At 43.4% G+C, this 16,224-nt stretch carries 14 protein-coding genes, 12 tRNA genes and 1 rRNA gene; 4 read left to right on the top strand and 23 right to left on the bottom strand.

Translation table 11 applies throughout. From position 1 onward, the window contains the following. The 14 genes from K1I44_RS12570 to K1I44_RS12505 form a co-directional block, all read right to left on the bottom strand. Window positions 1–125: ribosomal RNA gene (locus tag K1I44_RS12570) — 16S ribosomal RNA — on the bottom strand; the annotation flags it as partial. A 58-nt stretch (window positions 126–183) separates the two neighbouring features. Then, window positions 184–254 (bottom strand) — tRNA-Gly (locus K1I44_RS12565). A gap of 173 nt (window positions 255–427) precedes the next feature. Continuing rightward, a tRNA-Pro gene (locus K1I44_RS12560) sits at window positions 428–504 on the bottom strand. 7 nt (window positions 505–511) lie between these two features. After that, a tRNA-Arg gene (locus tag K1I44_RS12555) sits at window positions 512–588 on the bottom strand. 58 nt (window positions 589–646) lie between these two features. Next, window positions 647–729, bottom strand: a tRNA-Leu gene (locus tag K1I44_RS12550). Between the two features lie 23 nt (window positions 730–752). Next, window positions 753–836, bottom strand: a tRNA-Leu gene (locus tag K1I44_RS12545). Between the two features lie 5 nt (window positions 837–841). Beyond that, window positions 842–917, bottom strand: a tRNA-Lys gene (locus tag K1I44_RS12540). Window positions 918–1,066: 149 nt separating this feature from the next. Beyond that, window positions 1,067–1,141: transfer RNA gene (locus K1I44_RS12535), tRNA-Gln, on the bottom strand. Window positions 1,142–1,267: 126 nt separating this feature from the next. Continuing rightward, window positions 1,268–1,343 (bottom strand) — tRNA-Asp (locus K1I44_RS12530). A gap of 8 nt (window positions 1,344–1,351) precedes the next feature. Next, window positions 1,352–1,424: transfer RNA gene (locus tag K1I44_RS12525), tRNA-Val, on the bottom strand. Window positions 1,425–1,463: 39 nt separating this feature from the next. Continuing rightward, window positions 1,464–1,535 (bottom strand) — tRNA-Glu (locus tag K1I44_RS12520). Between the two features lie 16 nt (window positions 1,536–1,551). Then, a tRNA-Ser gene (locus K1I44_RS12515) sits at window positions 1,552–1,644 on the bottom strand. Window positions 1,645–1,646: 2 nt separating this feature from the next. Beyond that, window positions 1,647–1,721: transfer RNA gene (locus K1I44_RS12510), tRNA-Asn, on the bottom strand. 281 nt (window positions 1,722–2,002) lie between these two features. After that, window positions 2,003–2,458, bottom strand: coding sequence for a SprT family protein (locus K1I44_RS12505; protein WP_219986336.1), 456 nt, complete (start codon window positions 2,456–2,458; stop codon window positions 2,003–2,005). Window positions 2,459–2,530: 72 nt separating this feature from the next. On the opposite strand from K1I44_RS12505, the gene cmpA reads away from it, so the two are divergent. After that, a complete protein-coding gene (cmpA, locus tag K1I44_RS12500; protein WP_085789152.1) occupies window positions 2,531–2,644 on the top strand; it encodes a cortex morphogenetic protein CmpA in 114 nt (37 codons plus the stop codon). On the opposite strand, the gene K1I44_RS12495 is transcribed toward cmpA, so the two are convergent. The 9 genes from K1I44_RS12495 to K1I44_RS12455 all read right to left on the bottom strand — a co-directional run bounded on the left by K1I44_RS12495 (window position 2,639) and on the right by K1I44_RS12455 (window position 12,405). Continuing rightward, window positions 2,639–4,804, bottom strand: a complete 2,166-nt coding sequence (locus K1I44_RS12495) for a Tex family protein (RefSeq protein WP_219986335.1) — start codon at window positions 4,802–4,804, stop codon at window positions 2,639–2,641. The two genes, cmpA and K1I44_RS12495, sit on opposite strands and share 6 nt — an antisense overlap. Before the next feature lie 57 nt (window positions 4,805–4,861). Next, window positions 4,862–5,212: a type II toxin-antitoxin system endoribonuclease NdoA gene (gene ndoA / locus K1I44_RS12490; RefSeq protein ID WP_003253417.1), complete on the bottom strand. Its 351-nt coding sequence runs from the start codon at window positions 5,210–5,212 to the stop codon at window positions 4,862–4,864. A gap of 4 nt (window positions 5,213–5,216) precedes the next feature. Continuing rightward, window positions 5,217–5,498 (bottom strand): CopG family ribbon-helix-helix protein, encoded by a 282-nt coding sequence (locus K1I44_RS12485; protein WP_219986334.1) that lies wholly within the window; start codon window positions 5,496–5,498, stop codon window positions 5,217–5,219. A 152-nt stretch (window positions 5,499–5,650) separates the two neighbouring features. Then, complete coding sequence (alr, locus tag K1I44_RS12480) at window positions 5,651–6,805, bottom strand: alanine racemase (RefSeq protein WP_219986333.1); 1,155 nt, start codon at window positions 6,803–6,805, stop codon at window positions 5,651–5,653. 93 nt (window positions 6,806–6,898) lie between these two features. After that, the gene (locus K1I44_RS12475; protein WP_219986332.1) at window positions 6,899–7,918 is read right to left on the bottom strand and encodes a LolA family protein; all 1,020 of its coding nucleotides are present in this window, start codon (window positions 7,916–7,918) and stop codon (window positions 6,899–6,901) included. A gap of 74 nt (window positions 7,919–7,992) precedes the next feature. Further along, window positions 7,993–8,355, bottom strand: a complete 363-nt coding sequence (gene acpS, locus K1I44_RS12470) for a holo-ACP synthase (RefSeq protein WP_219986331.1) — start codon at window positions 8,353–8,355, stop codon at window positions 7,993–7,995. A 47-nt stretch (window positions 8,356–8,402) separates the two neighbouring features. Then, window positions 8,403–9,809, bottom strand: coding sequence for a degradosome RNA helicase CshA (gene cshA, locus K1I44_RS12465; protein ID WP_255573416.1), 1,407 nt, complete (start codon window positions 9,807–9,809; stop codon window positions 8,403–8,405). Between the two features lie 145 nt (window positions 9,810–9,954). After that, window positions 9,955–11,331 carry a UDP-N-acetylmuramoyl-tripeptide--D-alanyl-D-alanine ligase gene (locus K1I44_RS12460; protein ID WP_219986329.1) on the bottom strand — a complete coding sequence of 459 codons (1,377 nt, stop codon included), beginning with the start codon at window positions 11,329–11,331 and terminating at the stop codon, window positions 9,955–9,957. 9 nt (window positions 11,332–11,340) lie between these two features. Further along, window positions 11,341–12,405 (bottom strand): D-alanine--D-alanine ligase, encoded by a 1,065-nt coding sequence (locus K1I44_RS12455; protein WP_219986328.1) that lies wholly within the window; start codon window positions 12,403–12,405, stop codon window positions 11,341–11,343. A 152-nt stretch (window positions 12,406–12,557) separates the two neighbouring features. Between K1I44_RS12455 and K1I44_RS12450 the strand changes: the two genes are divergently transcribed. Genes K1I44_RS12450 through K1I44_RS12440 form a run of 3 tightly spaced genes read left to right on the top strand, consistent with a single transcriptional unit; the run spans window position 12,558 to window position 16,221 of the window. Continuing rightward, window positions 12,558–13,634 (top strand): GerAB/ArcD/ProY family transporter, encoded by a 1,077-nt coding sequence (locus K1I44_RS12450; RefSeq protein WP_219986327.1) that lies wholly within the window; start codon window positions 12,558–12,560, stop codon window positions 13,632–13,634. Next, window positions 13,631–15,094 (top strand): spore germination protein, encoded by a 1,464-nt coding sequence (locus tag K1I44_RS12445; RefSeq protein ID WP_219986326.1) that lies wholly within the window; start codon window positions 13,631–13,633, stop codon window positions 15,092–15,094. Before K1I44_RS12450 ends, K1I44_RS12445 begins: the two co-directional genes overlap by 4 nt. Next, window positions 15,091–16,221 carry a Ger(x)C family spore germination protein gene (locus K1I44_RS12440; protein WP_219986325.1) on the top strand — a complete coding sequence of 377 codons (1,131 nt, stop codon included), beginning with the start codon at window positions 15,091–15,093 and terminating at the stop codon, window positions 16,219–16,221. The genes K1I44_RS12445 and K1I44_RS12440 overlap by 4 nt, the downstream gene beginning before the upstream one ends. The last annotated feature ends 3 nt before the right edge of the window (window positions 16,222–16,224 follow it).

Genomic DNA, 16,224 nt, shown 5'->3' with positions numbered 1-16,224 from the left:
CCACGTGTTACTCACCCGTCCGCCGCTAACGATCCAAAAGCAAGCTTTTGAATCGTCCGCTCGACTTGCATGTATTAGGCACGCCGCCAGCGTTCGTCCTGAGCCAGGATCAAACTCTCCATAGAAAAGTTATCCTTAGCTTCTGTACGCTTTTCGCTTCGTTCAGTTTTCAAGGAACATCAAAGCGGGTGATGGGAATCGAACCCACGACATCAGCTTGGAAGGCTGAGGTTTTACCACTAAACTACACCCGCACGTTAAATTTTATAATAACCAACAACACTCATCTCGCTCAATCATGCCTCTTCCTCTACGAGCACATCCAAAGATGATGGATGCGTCGAGGCAACTCGTAGATCACTCGACGAAGCGTCGCTCGTGGCTGAGGTTTTACCACTAAACTACACCCGCATATTCGCTAGTGAGATGGTCGGGAAGACAGGATTCGAACCTGCGACCCCATGGTCCCAAACCATGTGCTCTACCAAGCTGAGCTACTTCCCGTTCAACATGGCGCGCCCGAGAGGATTCGAACCCCTAACCTTCTGATCCGTAGTCAGATGCTCTATCCAATTGAGCTACGGGCGCGTTTTTAACGACCTTCCCAATATATCATATTTCACCAATCAAAGTCAAGTTTTTTAGATGCGGCCGAGAGGACTTGAACCTCCACGGGGTTGCCCCCACTAGGCCCTCAACCTAGCGCGTCTGCCATTCCGCCACGACCGCATATTGTTAGAAAACCGACCGACTGGTGCGGGTGGAGGGACTTGAACCCCCACGCCAAAGGCGCCAGATCCTAAGTCTGGTGCGTCTGCCAATTCCGCCACACCCGCATACATGGTGAGCCATGGAGGACTCGAACCTCCGACCCTCTGATTAAAAGTCAGATGCTCTACCTACTGAGCTAATGGCTCATTTCATAAAGCGAATCTCAAGCATTTTTCAACGTCCCGCTCTCAGTATGACTAATCAAGAAGAAGCTCGAGCGGTACGCTGTTGCTTATTCAAAGACGCTAAATCGATCGTGCTCTACCTACTGAACTAAAATTGCTCATTACATCAATGGCTGGGCTAGCTGGATTCGAACCAGCGCATCACGGAGTCAAAGTCCGTTGCCTTACCGCTTGGCTATAGCCCATTGATATAACTTCATGAAATACTTCTACGAATATGCTTCATGAGTTAACACCGCAGGATAATTTCAAGAATTTCTGTCAGGAAATTCGGGAAATTATCCGACATTGATATAATATTTTCAAAACAATGGCGGTCCCGACGGGGATCGAACCCGCGATCTCCTGCGTGACAGGCAGGCATGTTAACCACTACACCACGGGACCAAAAAGAGTGGAGGATGACGGGATCGAACCGCCGACCCCTTGCTTGTAAGGCAAGTGCTCTCCCAGCTGAGCTAATCCTCCGAAATAAAATGGAGTGAACAAAATGAGCACTCCAAAGGATGACCCGTACGGGATTCGAACCCGTGTTACCGCCGTGAAAGGGCGGTGTCTTAACCACTTGACCAACGGGCCATATTCATTGTCTTCCTGGCGGAGAAGGCGGGATTTGAACCCGCGCGCCGTAAAAGAACGACCTAACGGTTTAGCAAACCGTCCCCTTCAGCCACTTGGGTACTTCTCCAATGGCTCCGCAGGTAGGATTCGAACCTACGACCGCTCGGTTAACAGCCGAGTGCTCTACCACTGAGCTACTGCGGAATAATAATAAAGGTGATTCATACTACCTAACCAATATTATAGTTTAACTTTACTGCCTCTTCCTCTACTAGTATACTCAATGATGATGGATGCGTCGAAGCAACTCGCAACTTAACCAAAGAAGCATTGCTCGTCACTGAGCTACTGCGGAATAACTTATTCATTAGGACTGCTTATATTATATTTATTCTTTTTATGTTTGTCAACCGTCTTTTTTTCACTCGTTTTTTCTCATCGAATGACGACGGCTTTTATAATTTAGCACATACAGATTTGGCTTGTCAACACTCTCTTTTTATTTTTTTTAATTTTCCTCGACAGCGTCCACATACATATCGATTCGTATCCATCGCTTTTTTTCGCACATATACATAATGGCATGATGTGCATTCATAATACCTTTTCTTTCCCGTCTTTGCTAATACAACAGGTTTGCAAAAGCGTGGGGCTCGTACTTTTTGTAACAATTCCCGAAAATCACGATCACGATGCCGATAACCTTTTCCTTCTAGGTGTAAATGATAGTGGCATAATTCGTGCTTAATTACTTGGATGAGTTCTTCTTCCCCATATTGTTCGTAATATTTTCGATTCAGTTCAATGTTATGTGTAGAAAGTAAATACCTCCCACCTGTCGTCTTTAACCGATCGTTAAATATCGCTCGATGTCGAAACGGCTTATGAAACACTTGTAACGACACACGCTCAACAAGCGCCTGCAACTCGCGCTCATCCATTTTACCTCCGTCCTTTCACCATTGGGCTCTTTTACTCATAACATAATAAAAAACGATTTGAAGGTGATCATCATGCCGATGTGGCTAAGAAACCAAATGCGCCGTGCATATTATGAGAAAAATCGCGCTCAAATTAAACTTCTCAATCAATGTTGGTTTTTTTACCGGAAAACACACTGCTCATAACAGTGTGTTTTCCGATGTTGGTGGAATCATCGTTAAAGCGATGCGCTCTTTTTGTAAATCGACCGAATCAACCCATACTTTCACAATATCGCCGACTGACACAACATCAAGTGGATGTTTCACATATCGATTGCTTAGTTTTGAAATATGAACAAGCCCATCTTGTTTCACACCAATATCTACAAATACGCCGAAATCGACAACGTTTCGTACCGTCCCTTCTAATTCCATACCTTTTTTCAAGTCCTCCATCTTCAACACATGTTGCTTTAAAATAGGCTTTGGCAAATCATCGCGCGGATCGCGCTCTGGACGCTTAAGAGCATCGATAATATCTTGAAGCGTCAATCCCCCTATGTTCAGTTCTTGTGCTGTTTCTTCTATATCTATCCCTTCAAGTGCAACACGCAACTGCTCACTACCGATCGCTTCTGTCGAAAAACCGAGGCGACGTAACAATTGATACACTTCTTCATAACGTTCTGGATGGATTGGTGTGCGGTCTAGAGGTTCATCACCATCTAAAATGCGTAAAAATCCAATACATTGCTCGTACGTCTTTGCCCCTAATCTCGGAATATTTTTCAGTTGCATACGATTTGTAAACTTCCCGTGTTCTTCACGGTATTTTACAATATTTTCGGCTACTGTCTTCGTTAAACCAGATACATATTGCAACAATGTCGAAGAAGCGGTGTTGACGTTTACTCCAACTTGGTTCACAACCGTTTCCACAACAAACCGTAACGACTGTTCTAGTTTTTTTTGTGATACATCATGCTGATATTGCCCAACCCCAACCGATTTCGGATCAATTTTTACTAATTCAGCTAACGGATCTTGCACGCGACGAGCGATGGATACAGCACTTCTCTCTTCTACTTGCAAATGCGGGAACTCTTGACGCGCCAAATCAGAAGCAGAATATACACTCGCCCCCGCTTCATTTACAATTAAATAAAAAACGTTTCCTTCCCATTCAGAAATTGTATCGGCTACAAACTGTTCTGTCTCTCGCGATGCCGTTCCATTTCCAATGGCAATTAACTCCACTTGATACGTATGAAGTAGTTGCTTTAATTTTTCTTTCGCTTTCTCCACCTCATTTTTCGGTGGATGTGGATAAATGACATCAATATGAAGCACTTTTCCCGTTTCATCGACAACGGCTAACTTACATCCTGTACGATATGCTGGGTCGATCCCTAAAACGACCTTTCCTTTTAAAGGTGGTTGCAACAGCAAGTTGCGTAAGTTTTCAGCGAAAATGTGAATCGCTCGTTCTTCCGCATGTTCTGTCAACTCGTTTCGTACCTCTCGCTCAATAGACGGAGCAATTAAACGTTTATATGCATCTTCAATCGCTTCAGCAACAATGTCGGCCGCTGATGAGCGCTCATTTCGTATAACTTGTTTACGAATGTATGTAATGATTCGTTCAGCTTCTACATCAATTGCAATGCGTAAAATTCCTTCTTTTTCACCGCGGTTCATCGCCAACACACGATGCGCCGGTGCTTTGGCAATCGATTCGCGATGATCGTAGTACATTTCAAATACACGTTTTTCATCTTTTTCTATCTCTTTTCCAACCGAAACAATTGTGCCCGTTTGCCAAGTTTGTTGACGGATCCATTGACGGATTGTAGCGTCATCTGACACTTTTTCAGCAATAATATCTTTGGCACCTTGAATCACTTCTTCGATCGTATACACTTCTTTTTGTTCATCAATAAACTCTTCTGCCCGATTTGTCACCGTCTCATTTGGAAACGTTAATAACCATTCTGCAAACGGTTCTAACCCTTTTTCCTTTGCAATTGTTGCTTTCGTTCGCCGTTTTTGTTTATACGGGCGATATAAATCCTCCACTTCTTGCAATTTTGTTGCGCTTAAAATCGCTTCCTTTAAATCATCCGTCAACTTCCCTTGCTCATCAATCAAACGAATGACTTCTTCTTTTCTTTTTGTTAAATTTTGCAAATAGTTCCATTCGTCTAAAATCGTTCGAATTTGCACTTCATCAAGCGCACCGGTCATTTCTTTTCGATAACGAGCAATAAAAGGAATCGTATTTCCTTCTTCATGAAGTTGAATGACATGTTGAATATGTACAAGCGAAATGTTTAATTTCGCGGCCAGCTTGTTTAGTAGATCCAAGCAAAATTCCTCCTCTTAAACAAAAATAGCTACAGAACGTAGCTATTTTCCATCATATTAAAAATCAATAAGACCGAGGCTAATTTGCAACGCTTCGTCAACCTTATCCATCATCTCGTCATCTAAATGGGTAATCTTATCTGTCAGACGTTGTTTATCAATCGTCCGAATTTGTTCAAGCAAAATGACAGAGTCCCGCTCAAATCCGTAGCGCTTTGCATCGATTTCAACATGTGTAGGCAACTTGGCTTTCTGAATTTGCGCAGTAATGGCAGCAACAATGACGGTGGGACTGAAACGGTTCCCGATATCATTTTGAATAACAAGCACAGGGCGCACGCCCCCTTGCTCTGATCCAACTACTGGAGAAAGATCGGCAAAATACACGTCACCACGTTTGACAATCAAAAGATTACCCCCCGCTAACTAAGCGTTCAACGGTGTGGTCAGCTTCATATTCCGCCAGAAACGCCTCCGATGCAAGCGACAAGTTGATTTTCGCCATCTCCATATACCCGCGTCTCATCGCTTCTCGAATTTGACGCTTTTTCCGCTCGCGAATATACATTTTCATCGCTTGATAAATGAGTTCATTTCGGCTGCCGTTTTCTTGCTTGACAATTCCATCTAATTCATTCACTAACGCCTGTGGTAACCGAATAACAATTTCTGTTGTTGAGCTGGATTCAGACACAAACACACACCTCCAACTAAACTACAACTACATAGTTGCTCCCAATTTACATCATACCATTTCCTCTTCGCGATGCAAAGTCATTTCCAGCATCATTCGTTCAAATTTTGTAGAAATTTTTCGAAAAATACCGTTCTCCTTGCACCCATCTACTATAATACCGCATTTCTCACTTCAATTATACTCTTGTTTTTTAAAAAAATACGGGGAACACGATAACTAATTGTACAAGGGATTTCATAATTGATCGTATTCAAATGGGCTGCAACATCATCAATCGAAATGCGATCGCCTTGTTGTTCACCAATGAGAGTGACCTTTGTGCCAATTGGAAGCTCATAAGGCAAGCGAATCATCGTTTGATCCATACAAACTCGACCAACAATTGGGGCACGCTTTCCATCCACAAGAACAGGAAAATGCTGCATCCGACGCAACCAACCATCCGCATAACCGATCGGAACCGTACCAATCCACTCGTCTGTTTCCGCCTCATATGTCGCCCCGTAGCTTATTTTTTCCCCTCGTTTCACTTTTTTGACATGTGTTAAGCGACTATGGAGCGAGAACGCTTCTTTTAAAGGATACGGTAGCAACGGTTTCATTTCTTGTGACGGCGACAGTCCATACATCGAAATGCCTAAACGGACGGCATTAAACACGCGATCCGGATAACGCAATCCGGCCGCGCTATTAGCGCAATGAATGACGGGTGGAGCGACAGGCAACCATTTTAACATGCGCATAAACGCATCATATTGAAACTCAAAATAATCGCTCTTTCGTTCATCCGCCGTTGCAAAATGCGTATACACTCCTTCAAGTACGAAATCCGTTTGTTGCGACATAAGCGCAACGATCCGCTCTATTTCTTCCTTCGTTTTAACACCTAGCCGCCCCATCCCTGTATCAAATTTGATATGAATCATAAGCGGCCGCTCATATGCATAAGTTAGCGCTTCCTCAACCCATTGAGATTGATATACGGTTAATGAAATATTTTCCTTTGCGGCAAGCGGAGCGTATTGAGGGTTCGTCGCCCCAAGCACGAGAATCGGGACGTCTAAAGGAATTCCTTTTTTACGCAGTGCCAACGCTTCATCTAAAAAAGCAACTGCTAATCTTGTCGCCCCCGCTTCAAGCGCCGTTTTCGCCACTTGTATATCCCCGTGCCCATAAGCATTCGCTTTCACAACAGCTATCACATCAACATGCGAACCGACATGCTCCTTCATGGACTGTACATTATAAAAAATGGCATCTAAATCAATTTCTGCCCATGTATCGCGATAAAAAGCTCTTTCCATCCTTCATACCCCTTCAAAAATATGTTCACGTTTGATTATTTCTTTTCTCTTGATAGGATGTCAATAAAAAAATAAAGACCCGCCATGCGAGTCTTACTTCATCATCTTTCCTTGTACGGAACGAGCAATCGCAACCATTTCATCTCTCGTTAAGTCTTGTGAAGCAAGAATAAAATCAACACCTTTATACGTCCATGTTAACGTTCCGCTTGTCATTGCTCCAACCGCAAATCCTAAATCAATTGGCTCCCCTTTAACGGTTGTCGATACGTTCGCTGTTGGTACAGCATGCGCTTTTTCTTGTACAAGCGTAAACGACTTTTCTCCGGCAAATGTCATGACAATTCGCTTGCCGTTCGCTGTTGTAAATTCTTTTTCTTCGACAAGTTTCACCCCATCGAGCTCATATGTCGGATACATGACTGGCACTACTTGTTGATTCGCTTCTTTTGTTACTTCTTGTTCGTTTTCTAACTTTGCTCTCGTCATGTTTTTACTTACGTCAAAAGCATTATCGTCAAATGCTGCGTTCCATTCTACTTTCGAAAACTCGACCGTTAACATCGGTTGCGAGTCAATATCCATCACTGTCACTTTGACTGGCGTTAAATCTTTTTTGTTTAATGTAATCTCTTGTTTTGGCAACATTTTTTTGTTTTCGTAATTTGTCTTCGTTTGGAACACGTAATGGTTTTTTGTCGCTTTAAAATCTGCTTTCGAATCAGCTAAAATGTCTTTTACGAGCGATTCATACAAGTATACTTGACTTGTGTTTTGCGGCCAGTCGCTTTGAAAGCGAAAACTTTTATTTAACGCAGGCGTTAATACAAATACTCCTTCGTCGTTACGCAAAATCATTTGATGTTGGTCACGCTGAGCGTTTTTCAAATTCACACGATAGTAGCTTGGCGACTTATGCCAAATTTCAATTTCATACACTTGCGGCTCCATTCCCGTTTGAAGCGTCATTTTTGCTTCTGCCTTGTACCCGGACATCGTTTTAACTTTTTCATCGAGCGCTTTTAACACATCTTGTTGGGATTTCTCCCCGCAAGCCGCCAAACTGCCTAAAATAAAAATAAGCAGGCACCAAAAAAGCAACGTTCGTCTCATTTTTTCAACCCCTTTACCTCATTTGGACTTCTTTCATAAGCCATCATATGAGGTCAACGGAGAGAATATGCAGACTAGCTTGACAAGCGTTCAATAATTACTTGAGCCACAGCATAGTGGGCGCTGTGGGAAATAGAAACGTGCACGCGCTGATCGGCTAATACGGAATCGATGTACGGTTTGCCGCACTCATCGTTTTTCACCTCAACATCACTAAACGACACATGTGCGCCAATTCCCGTCCCTAACGCTTTCGCATACGCCTCTTTTGCAGCAAATCGACCTGCAACAAACTCAATTTTTCGTTTTGACGACAATTCGAAAAAACGCATTCGTTCATTTTCTGTTAACACGCGTTCAATAAATTTCGGTTGCCTTTCTAACAAATGAGCGATACGACTCAACTCTACAATATCGATGCCAATCCCAACAATCATCTATACCCCTCCAATAAACAAAAAGAAGCTATCTGTTCAGACAGCTCCTATCGTTTTGTACGTGTTTTCGCTCCGCGTCCACGCGTCTCACTACGACGTTGGCGCGTTTGGACTTGCCGCTTTTTCTCTTTTTTCATAATCGGAGGCTCTTCCGTCAACTGTACCGGCGTCATATCCGGCTCTTTCGTTAACATTTTAATACACGCAGCAACGAGCGAAACAGAGTCGTGCTCTTCTAACAATTCCTCAGCAGCGCGTTTGTAAAATGATAAGTTATTATGCTCAATGGTAGCAAGCAATTTTTCCACAGCCGCCCGCTGTTGACCTTCTAGCGCCTCATCTAACGTCGGCGGCTTCATCCGTTCCATTTTCCGCTTTGTCGTCTTTTCAATATGTTGCAACTGCCCAATTTCACGCGGTGTAACAAACGTAATCGCCATTCCTGTTTTGCCCGCACGTCCTGTTCGACCGATACGGTGAACGTAGCTTTCTGGATCTTGCGGAATATCGAAGTTATAAACATGCGTTACGCCAGAAATGTCTAAGCCGCGGGCAGCAACGTCAGTCGCAACTAAAATATCAATCGAACCTTCTTTAAATTTGCGCAAGACAGATAAACGTTTCGCTTGGCTTAAATCACCGTGAATACCTTCTGCTGTATAACCGCGCAAGTTGAGTGCTTCCGCTAGTTCGTCGACACGACGCTTCGTTCTTCCGAAAACGATCGCTAGCTCCGGCGATTGAATATCTAGTAAACGCGTTAACGTATCAAACTTTTTCTTCTCTTGAATTTCGATATAGTATTGTTGAATGTTCGGAACGGTCATTTCTTTTGCTTTTACACGAACAAGCTCCGGATTGTTCATAAAGCGCTCAGCAATGCGGCGAATTGGCTCTGGCATCGTCGCTGAAAAAAGAAGCGTCTGTCGTTCAGTTGGCACATGACTTAAAATCGCTTCAATATCTTCAACAAACCCCATGTTCAACATTTCATCCGCTTCATCTAACACGACGGTATGCACGTTCTGTAAACGGAGCGTACGACGTTGAATATGATCAATAATGCGTCCTGGCGTGCCGACAATAATATGTGGGTGTTTCTTTAATGCTCGAATTTGCCGCTCAATATCTTGCCCCCCATAAATCGGCAAGACACGCACACGCTTCGTTGAGCCAATTTTATATAGCTCCTCGGATACTTGAATAGCTAATTCCCGCGTCGGTGCAACAATAATCGCTTGCACAGCATCATGGTTCATATCAATTTTTTCCACAAGTGGAATACCGAACGCTGCCGTTTTTCCAGTCCCTGTTTGCGCTTGCCCGATGACATCACGATTTTGTAAACTAAGCGGAATCGTCGCCGCTTGAATTGGCGTCGCCTCTTCAAATCCCATTTTACTAACTGCTTTCATCACTTCTGGACTTAATCCAAATTCTTTAAATGTAGCCAATGTTTTCATACTCCTTCTTCAAATAACTTACGAAAAAAGGCATTCCCGTATAGACGGAAGTGCCTTGTTCAAATTCATTCCGTAAACAGCTCTCGTTCATCATACCATTTTATGCATATGTTTTCAACAAATTGAACAACTCTTTTTACTCATTTAGCAAAGAAATGATTTCCTCTAGCTTCATGCCACGCGATGCTTTTAATAAAATAACATCGCCTGCTCCCATCATCGCTTGTACATCTGCGGCTAATTTCGCCTTATCTGTATACGAGCGAACATGTCCTTCGCTAAACCGTTTGCTTGCCTGTTCAGCGATCGCTTTAGCACGCTCTCCGTACGTTAATACGTAATCTATTTTTTGTGGGTCGACCATTTCGCCAATTTGTTCGTGAAAAGCGATTTCTTGGTCACCTAGTTCAAGCATATCGCCGACAATCGCTATTTTTTTGCGATATCCTGTCAGCTGGCCGAGCAGCTCAAGGGCAGCACGCATAGATGTCGGACTTGCGTTATATGCATCATTAATAATTGTTACCCCATCATCTCGCTTGATTACTTCTGTTCGCATTTTTGTTACGGTCAAGCGCGAAAATCCTTCCTTCATATGCGCTACATCGATAGAAGCAAGACGGGCCACAGCAATGGCTGCAAGGGCATTCATCACGTGGTGACGCCCAAGAAGCGGCATATGGAACATTTCATCTGGCCAACGATTGACTGTAAATGACGTACCATCCGCCTGAACACGAATGTCAAGCGGATAATAATCGTTTGTCTTTGCCATTCCAAACGTTTCGACATGCGAAAGCATACACTGTTGAACACGCGTTTGCAACAGCGGTTCGTCGCCGTGATAAACAAATAAACCTCCTCGTTGTAGTCCTTTGATGATTTCAAGCTTCGCTGTTGCGATTCCTTCGCGCGAACCGAGCTCTTGTAAATGCGATTCTCCTATATTTGTAATGACCGCAACATCTGGTTCCGCAAGAGTAGAAAGGAGCTCGATTTCTCCAAAACCGCTCATGCCCATCTCGACAACAGCATACTCTGTGTCCTCTTTTAAGCGAAGAAGGGTCAGTGGCACACCGATATGATTGTTTAAATTTCCTTCTGTTTTTTGTACGCGATATACAGTTCCAAGCAGCGATGCAATCATATCTTTCGTCGTCGTTTTTCCGTTGCTTCCTGTCACGCCAATGACGCGCGTCCGAAGTTGTTTGCGATACGCATGAGCTAACTGTTGGAGGGCAACGAGCGTATCATCAACAAAAATGAGCGGGACATCTTTCGGTGCATTTGGCTCATGTTTGCTCCATAATGCGGCTGCTGCCCCTTTGTCAAACGCCTGCATGACGAATTGATGGCCGTTAAATGTCGCTCCTTTTAGCGGAACGTATATATTTCCTTGCGCGATCGTGCGCGTATCTGTTGATACACCATGAATGACAACGGCAGAAAAACGCTCATCAATCGTACTGCCTGGAATCATTGTTTGAATGTCAGCTAATGAACGTGTAATCATATTATCACCTTAAAATACATACGTAATATTTTGCTTTTCTTCATATCGCTCAATCGCTAGTTGAATGAGACGTTCAATTAACTCCTCATACGATACGCCCGTATGTTTCCATAAAAGCGGGAACATGCTGAATGGCGTAAAGCCCGGCATCGTATTGACTTCGTTAATATACGCCTCCCCATCTGCCGTCAAGAAAAAGTCGGCGCGAACTAAACCGGATAAATCGAGCGTTTGAAAAGCAGTAAGAGCCATTTGTTTAATGGTCTCGTATTCTTTGTCCGTAATATCAGCTGGGATGACTAATTGTGTGTTCCCATCGACATATTTCGCTTCGTAATCGTAAAACTCTTTTTTCGGGACGATTTCCCCAACGACGGAACAAATCGGCTCGTCGTTACCGATCACCCCAATCTCCACTTCACGACCGACAATCGCCTCTTCTACAATGACTTTTCGATCGTAACGAAACGCCTCTTGGAATGCCACTTGTAGCTGCTCACGGTTTTTACATTTACTTATTCCTACGCTCGAACCAGCATTGGCTGGCTTAACAAAGCACGGGTAGCCAAGCTCATGTTCTACCGTTTCATATACAGTTTCTTTATGTTTTTCCCATTCTTTTTTTAAGAAAAATACGTAACGCGCTTGTTTCAACCCTGCTTGTGCAAACAATTGCTTCATGACGACTTTATCCATACCGACAGCCGATGCTAACACACCGTTCCCAACGTATGGTACGTCCAACAGTTCTAACATTCCTTGCACCGTTCCGTCCTCTCCGTTCGGGCCGTGCAAAAGCGGGAAAATGACATCGATTCGTTCTTCTTTATTTCCTTCGCGGTTAGCAATGGAAGTAAGCGCTGGCAGCCCATTATCGAAAACGAGTTGCTTCACATCTTGCACTTCTCCTTCAATCGCCTTGCCACGCCACCACTGTCCGTCCGTTGTAATATAAATCGGTACAACGGTAAACTTCTCTTTATTGACTGCATTAATCACAGAGCGCGCTGTTTGCAGCGATACTTTATGTTCAGGCGACTTGCCGCCGTATAATACACCTAACGTGGTCGTCATGTTCGTTCCTCCTCAACTGTTCATGTCACTTCATTTATTGTAGCACAACTACTTTTTTATTTATATGGCGAAACGAGCCTAGATGGTGACAATGCATATTATTTCCCTGTTTGGAAACGATAAAAATACAATTGGAAAAAAGGTGTGTGAATATGAACACAATACAAATGTTATTCGTTTTAATGCTATCTATCGGACTAATGAATCACGTTATCATCATTCCTGTTTTGCTCGAAGTTGCTGGACGCGATGCATGGATTTCTACCGTAATCGGACTTATATTGCTCGTTATGTTTCTTCCTCTCGTCTATTTTCCTATTAAACAGTCGCAACAGACGCACGTCTTCCAATGGCTAAAACAACATATCGGGGCTCCGATCGCTTATTTGATCGCGTCGATTACATGCATATATTTACTTGTTATTAGTATCGTCACGTTAAAAGATACGACAACGTTTACGACGACATCATATTTAACAGCAACACCGAACTGGGCGATCATCGTCACACTTTGTATCATTTGTTTTTATAACGCCTCCATCGGCTTGCCATCCATCGCGAAAACATCCGGCATCATTTTACCTTTTGTCGTCGTATTTGGCATATTCGTTGCTCTCGCAACTACGCCACATAAAAACTATGAATTGTTAAAACCGATGCTCGAAGAAGGATGGGGACCTGTTTGGAAAGGGGTCATGTACGTTGCTGCCGGATACGGGGAAATTGTTCTTCTCCTGTTTATGCAACAACAAATGAAAACAAATATTTCTTTTATGAAACTCATTTTGTTCGGGCTTGTCGCCGCTAGTTTATCAATTGGGCCAACGATTGGGGCCATTACAGAATTTGGTCCTGCAGAAGCAAGCCATCTCCGTTATCCCGCATTCGAACAATGGCGCATGGTGAACTTAGGAACATATTTAGAGCATTTTGATTTTTTATCTGTTTACCAATGGCTCGCGGGCGCTTTCATCCGCATTTCGCTCGCAACAGCGCTTATCCCGGAGTTATTTGACATTACAAATAAATCATCGCGCCGCTGGATATTACTATTCGTATACGTCGTCTTGTTCTTCGCTGCTATGACACCAATGAGCGATTATACATTTTTTTATATGTTAAAAAAATGGGTGCTACCGATTTCGTTTCTATTCATTTGCTTTCTTTCTACTGTCTTGTTCGTCCTAGCGTTGGCGATACGTATAAAAGAAAGGAGAGCGTCCGCATGACCGCTGAAATCATTGTCGATGAACGAACATTAAAAGAACATTTTGCACAATGTAAAGATGTCGTACTTATGCCAGCTACCATCTATTCGGACGAACGAAAACCGCTTTCACTCATTTTCGTCTATTGTGAAGAATTATGTGATACGAAGCTACTCAAAGAATTTATTTTCCCGACCATTACGCGCATGGGGCAACAATATCCGCTCTATTCCGTTACAGATATTGAAAAATATAAACAAATCCCGCTTCACTTAGTCGGGAAATCCGTCTCTGCCCAACAGCTTGATTTTATCATTTTTAACGGAGATTTAATCATTTACTTCGTCGAAGCTGGGGCGATGTATTCCATTTCGCTCGCGAATCCACCAAACCGCAACCCCGAAGAGCCAAACACAGAAGTGTCGATTCGCGGACCGAAAGACGGCTTTATTGAAGAAGTAGCTAAAAACGTAGCGCTCGTGCGCAAGCGGCTAAAAACGAGCAGTTTACACGTCGAACAAGTATTAATCGGCAAACGAAGCCGAACGAAAGTCGATCTTTTATATATAAAAGACATTATAAATCAAGAAACAATTGATGAGCTCAAGCGACGGTTAAGTACCATCAACATCGACGCCTTAACTGGGACGAATCAATTAGAAGAATTGTTAAGCGAAAAATACATCTCTTTATTTCCCGTCTTCGCATACTCTGGTCGTCCTGATTTTGTCGTGAACGCGCTGTTAAGCGGAAGGTTTGTTGTTTTTGTTGATGGCTCACCGACAGCATTGATCGGACCAGCAAATTTAACATTTTTGTTAAATACTTCAGAAGACAATAGTACATCGTTCGTATTTGTTACGTTTCAACGCATCATTCGGCTTATCGGTGTCAGCGTAGCTGTCTTTTTGCCGGGGCTTTGGGTAGCCATTGTTACATATCATCAAGACCAACTGCCGTTTACACTATTGGCAACAATCGTCCTCTCACGGCAAGGGGTTCCTCTCCCCGCTCCGTTAGAAGCATTTATTATGATCAGCTTGTTTGAAATTTTCAAGGAAGCGGGGATGCGGCTGCCGATTGCGATCGGGCAAACGTTATCTGTCGTTGGCGGGTTAATTATCGGACAGGCGGCCATTAACGCTGGATTAGCCGCACCAGGAACGCTTGTCGTTATTGCAACGTCAGTGATTGCGACGTTTACGCTCGTCAACCAATCGCTTGCTGGGACGGTGTCCATTTTGCGCTTTATCGTCCTTGCTGCCTCGTCAATGCTCGGATTGTTCGGCTTTATTGCGTCCTTGTTTTTTCTAGTTATTTATACGGCGAACTTGACATCGTTTGGCGTCCCATATTTAGCGCCGCTTTCCCCGACAACAGGAGATATATGGAAAGTCATTATTACGAGCGGATGGAAAAAGTTTAAAATGCGCCCAAAAATGTTGAAAACGAACGATAATACGCCGGGTGATGAATCATGAGTCGGCTGTTCATTTGCTGTTTTTGTTGTTTGTTTTTAACAGGCTGTTGGGGGATGAAAGAAATTGACCATCTCGCTTACATTCATGCAATAGGTGTAGATTATGAAGACGATCAAGTGATCGCATACGCTCAGCTCATTAGTTTTTCAGGGCTCGCAAAAGTCGAAGCGGGAGGTGGCCGAGAAAAATCGACCGTTACGATCGGAAAGGCAAAAGGAGAAACGTTTAATGTCGCGACAGATCGGTTGTATCACGCCATTCAACAAGGCGTATCGTGGGGACATATTAAAGGGATTGTTTTTACGGAACGGGCGCTCAAAAAAGGACTTGTGCGTGACGTCATTGATGTGCTTGACCGTTACAATGAAATTCGCCATACCATTTGGGCATTTACAACGAAAGAATCGATTGAACAGCTATTTGAAACAACGCCATTTTTAGATTATTCGCCGTATTTTTCGTTACTGGCGAACCCGACGGATATTTATGAACAAAGTTCATTCATTCAACCGAAGCGGCTAAATCAACTTATTGCCTCTTCAAATGAAAAAGCGGTCATCTTTCCTCTACCATCCCTTGCAGTGGAGGGAAAAAGCTGGACGGAAAATAAAAAAAAGAAGCCGATGCTAAAAATCGACGGCGTTTGTTTTTTACATCGCTACAATAAGCAAGCATGCATGCCTCGCGATAAATTAGACGGATTGCGCTGGGTTACAAAAGGAACGGGAAGAACGCCCATTTACATTCAACCAGACGGAAAAATGATCGGCACGCTCGTTGTGCGCGAACCGAAAGCGAGCATATCGTATAAAGTGAAAGGTGGCCGACCTGTTTTTACCGTTAATATACAAGCAACGGGCAGCATCATCGAGCTACGCGAAGACATATCCGAAAAACAAATCATTGCATACGCAGCAAAAACGGTAGAAAAGGAAGTGCAATCGTTATTCGAACTCGGGGTAAAAGAAGGAGTCGATACGCTTCAGTTATCGAACGCCTTGTATCGCCAAAACGTGAATGATTGGCGGAAATACACGACAAACGGAGTAGTCCCCCTTACAAAAAATACGTTACAACGTATCCATGTCAAATTAAGTATTGACACATACGGGAAATCGAAAAAATAAAAG

It is taken from the genome of Anoxybacillus sp. ST4 (genome assembly GCF_019448545.1).
Classification (GTDB): Bacteria; Bacillota; Bacilli; order Bacillales; family Anoxybacillaceae; genus Anoxybacillus; species Anoxybacillus pushchinoensis.
The sequence above is the reverse complement of the archived record's forward strand: the minus strand, read 5'-3'. Positions and strand labels throughout refer to the sequence as shown.

What these genes read in the sequence shown, in the direction of transcription:
- K1I44_RS12445 (WP_219986326.1), top strand. Translation starts at nt 13,631, where the DNA reads ATGACCGCTGAAATCATTGTCGATGAACGAACATTAAAAGAACATTTT.
- K1I44_RS12440 (WP_219986325.1), top strand. Translation starts at nt 15,091, where the DNA reads ATGAGTCGGCTGTTCATTTGCTGTTTTTGTTGTTTGTTTTTAACAGGC.
- cmpA (WP_085789152.1), top strand. Translation starts at nt 2,531, where the DNA reads ATGCCGATGTGGCTAAGAAACCAAATGCGCCGTGCATATTATGAGAAA.
- acpS (WP_219986331.1), bottom strand. Translation starts at nt 8,355, where the DNA reads ATGATTGTTGGGATTGGCATCGATATTGTAGAGTTGAGTCGTATCGCT.
- alr (WP_219986333.1), bottom strand. Translation starts at nt 6,805, where the DNA reads ATGGAAAGAGCTTTTTATCGCGATACATGGGCAGAAATTGATTTAGAT.
- K1I44_RS12475 (WP_219986332.1), bottom strand. Translation starts at nt 7,918, where the DNA reads ATGAGACGAACGTTGCTTTTTTGGTGCCTGCTTATTTTTATTTTAGGC.
- K1I44_RS12460 (WP_219986329.1), bottom strand. Translation starts at nt 11,331, where the DNA reads ATGATTACACGTTCATTAGCTGACATTCAAACAATGATTCCAGGCAGT.
- K1I44_RS12450 (WP_219986327.1), top strand. Translation starts at nt 12,558, where the DNA reads ATGAACACAATACAAATGTTATTCGTTTTAATGCTATCTATCGGACTA.
- K1I44_RS12455 (WP_219986328.1), bottom strand. Translation starts at nt 12,405, where the DNA reads ATGACGACCACGTTAGGTGTATTATACGGCGGCAAGTCGCCTGAACAT.
- K1I44_RS12505 (WP_219986336.1), bottom strand. Translation starts at nt 2,458, where the DNA reads ATGGATGAGCGCGAGTTGCAGGCGCTTGTTGAGCGTGTGTCGTTACAA.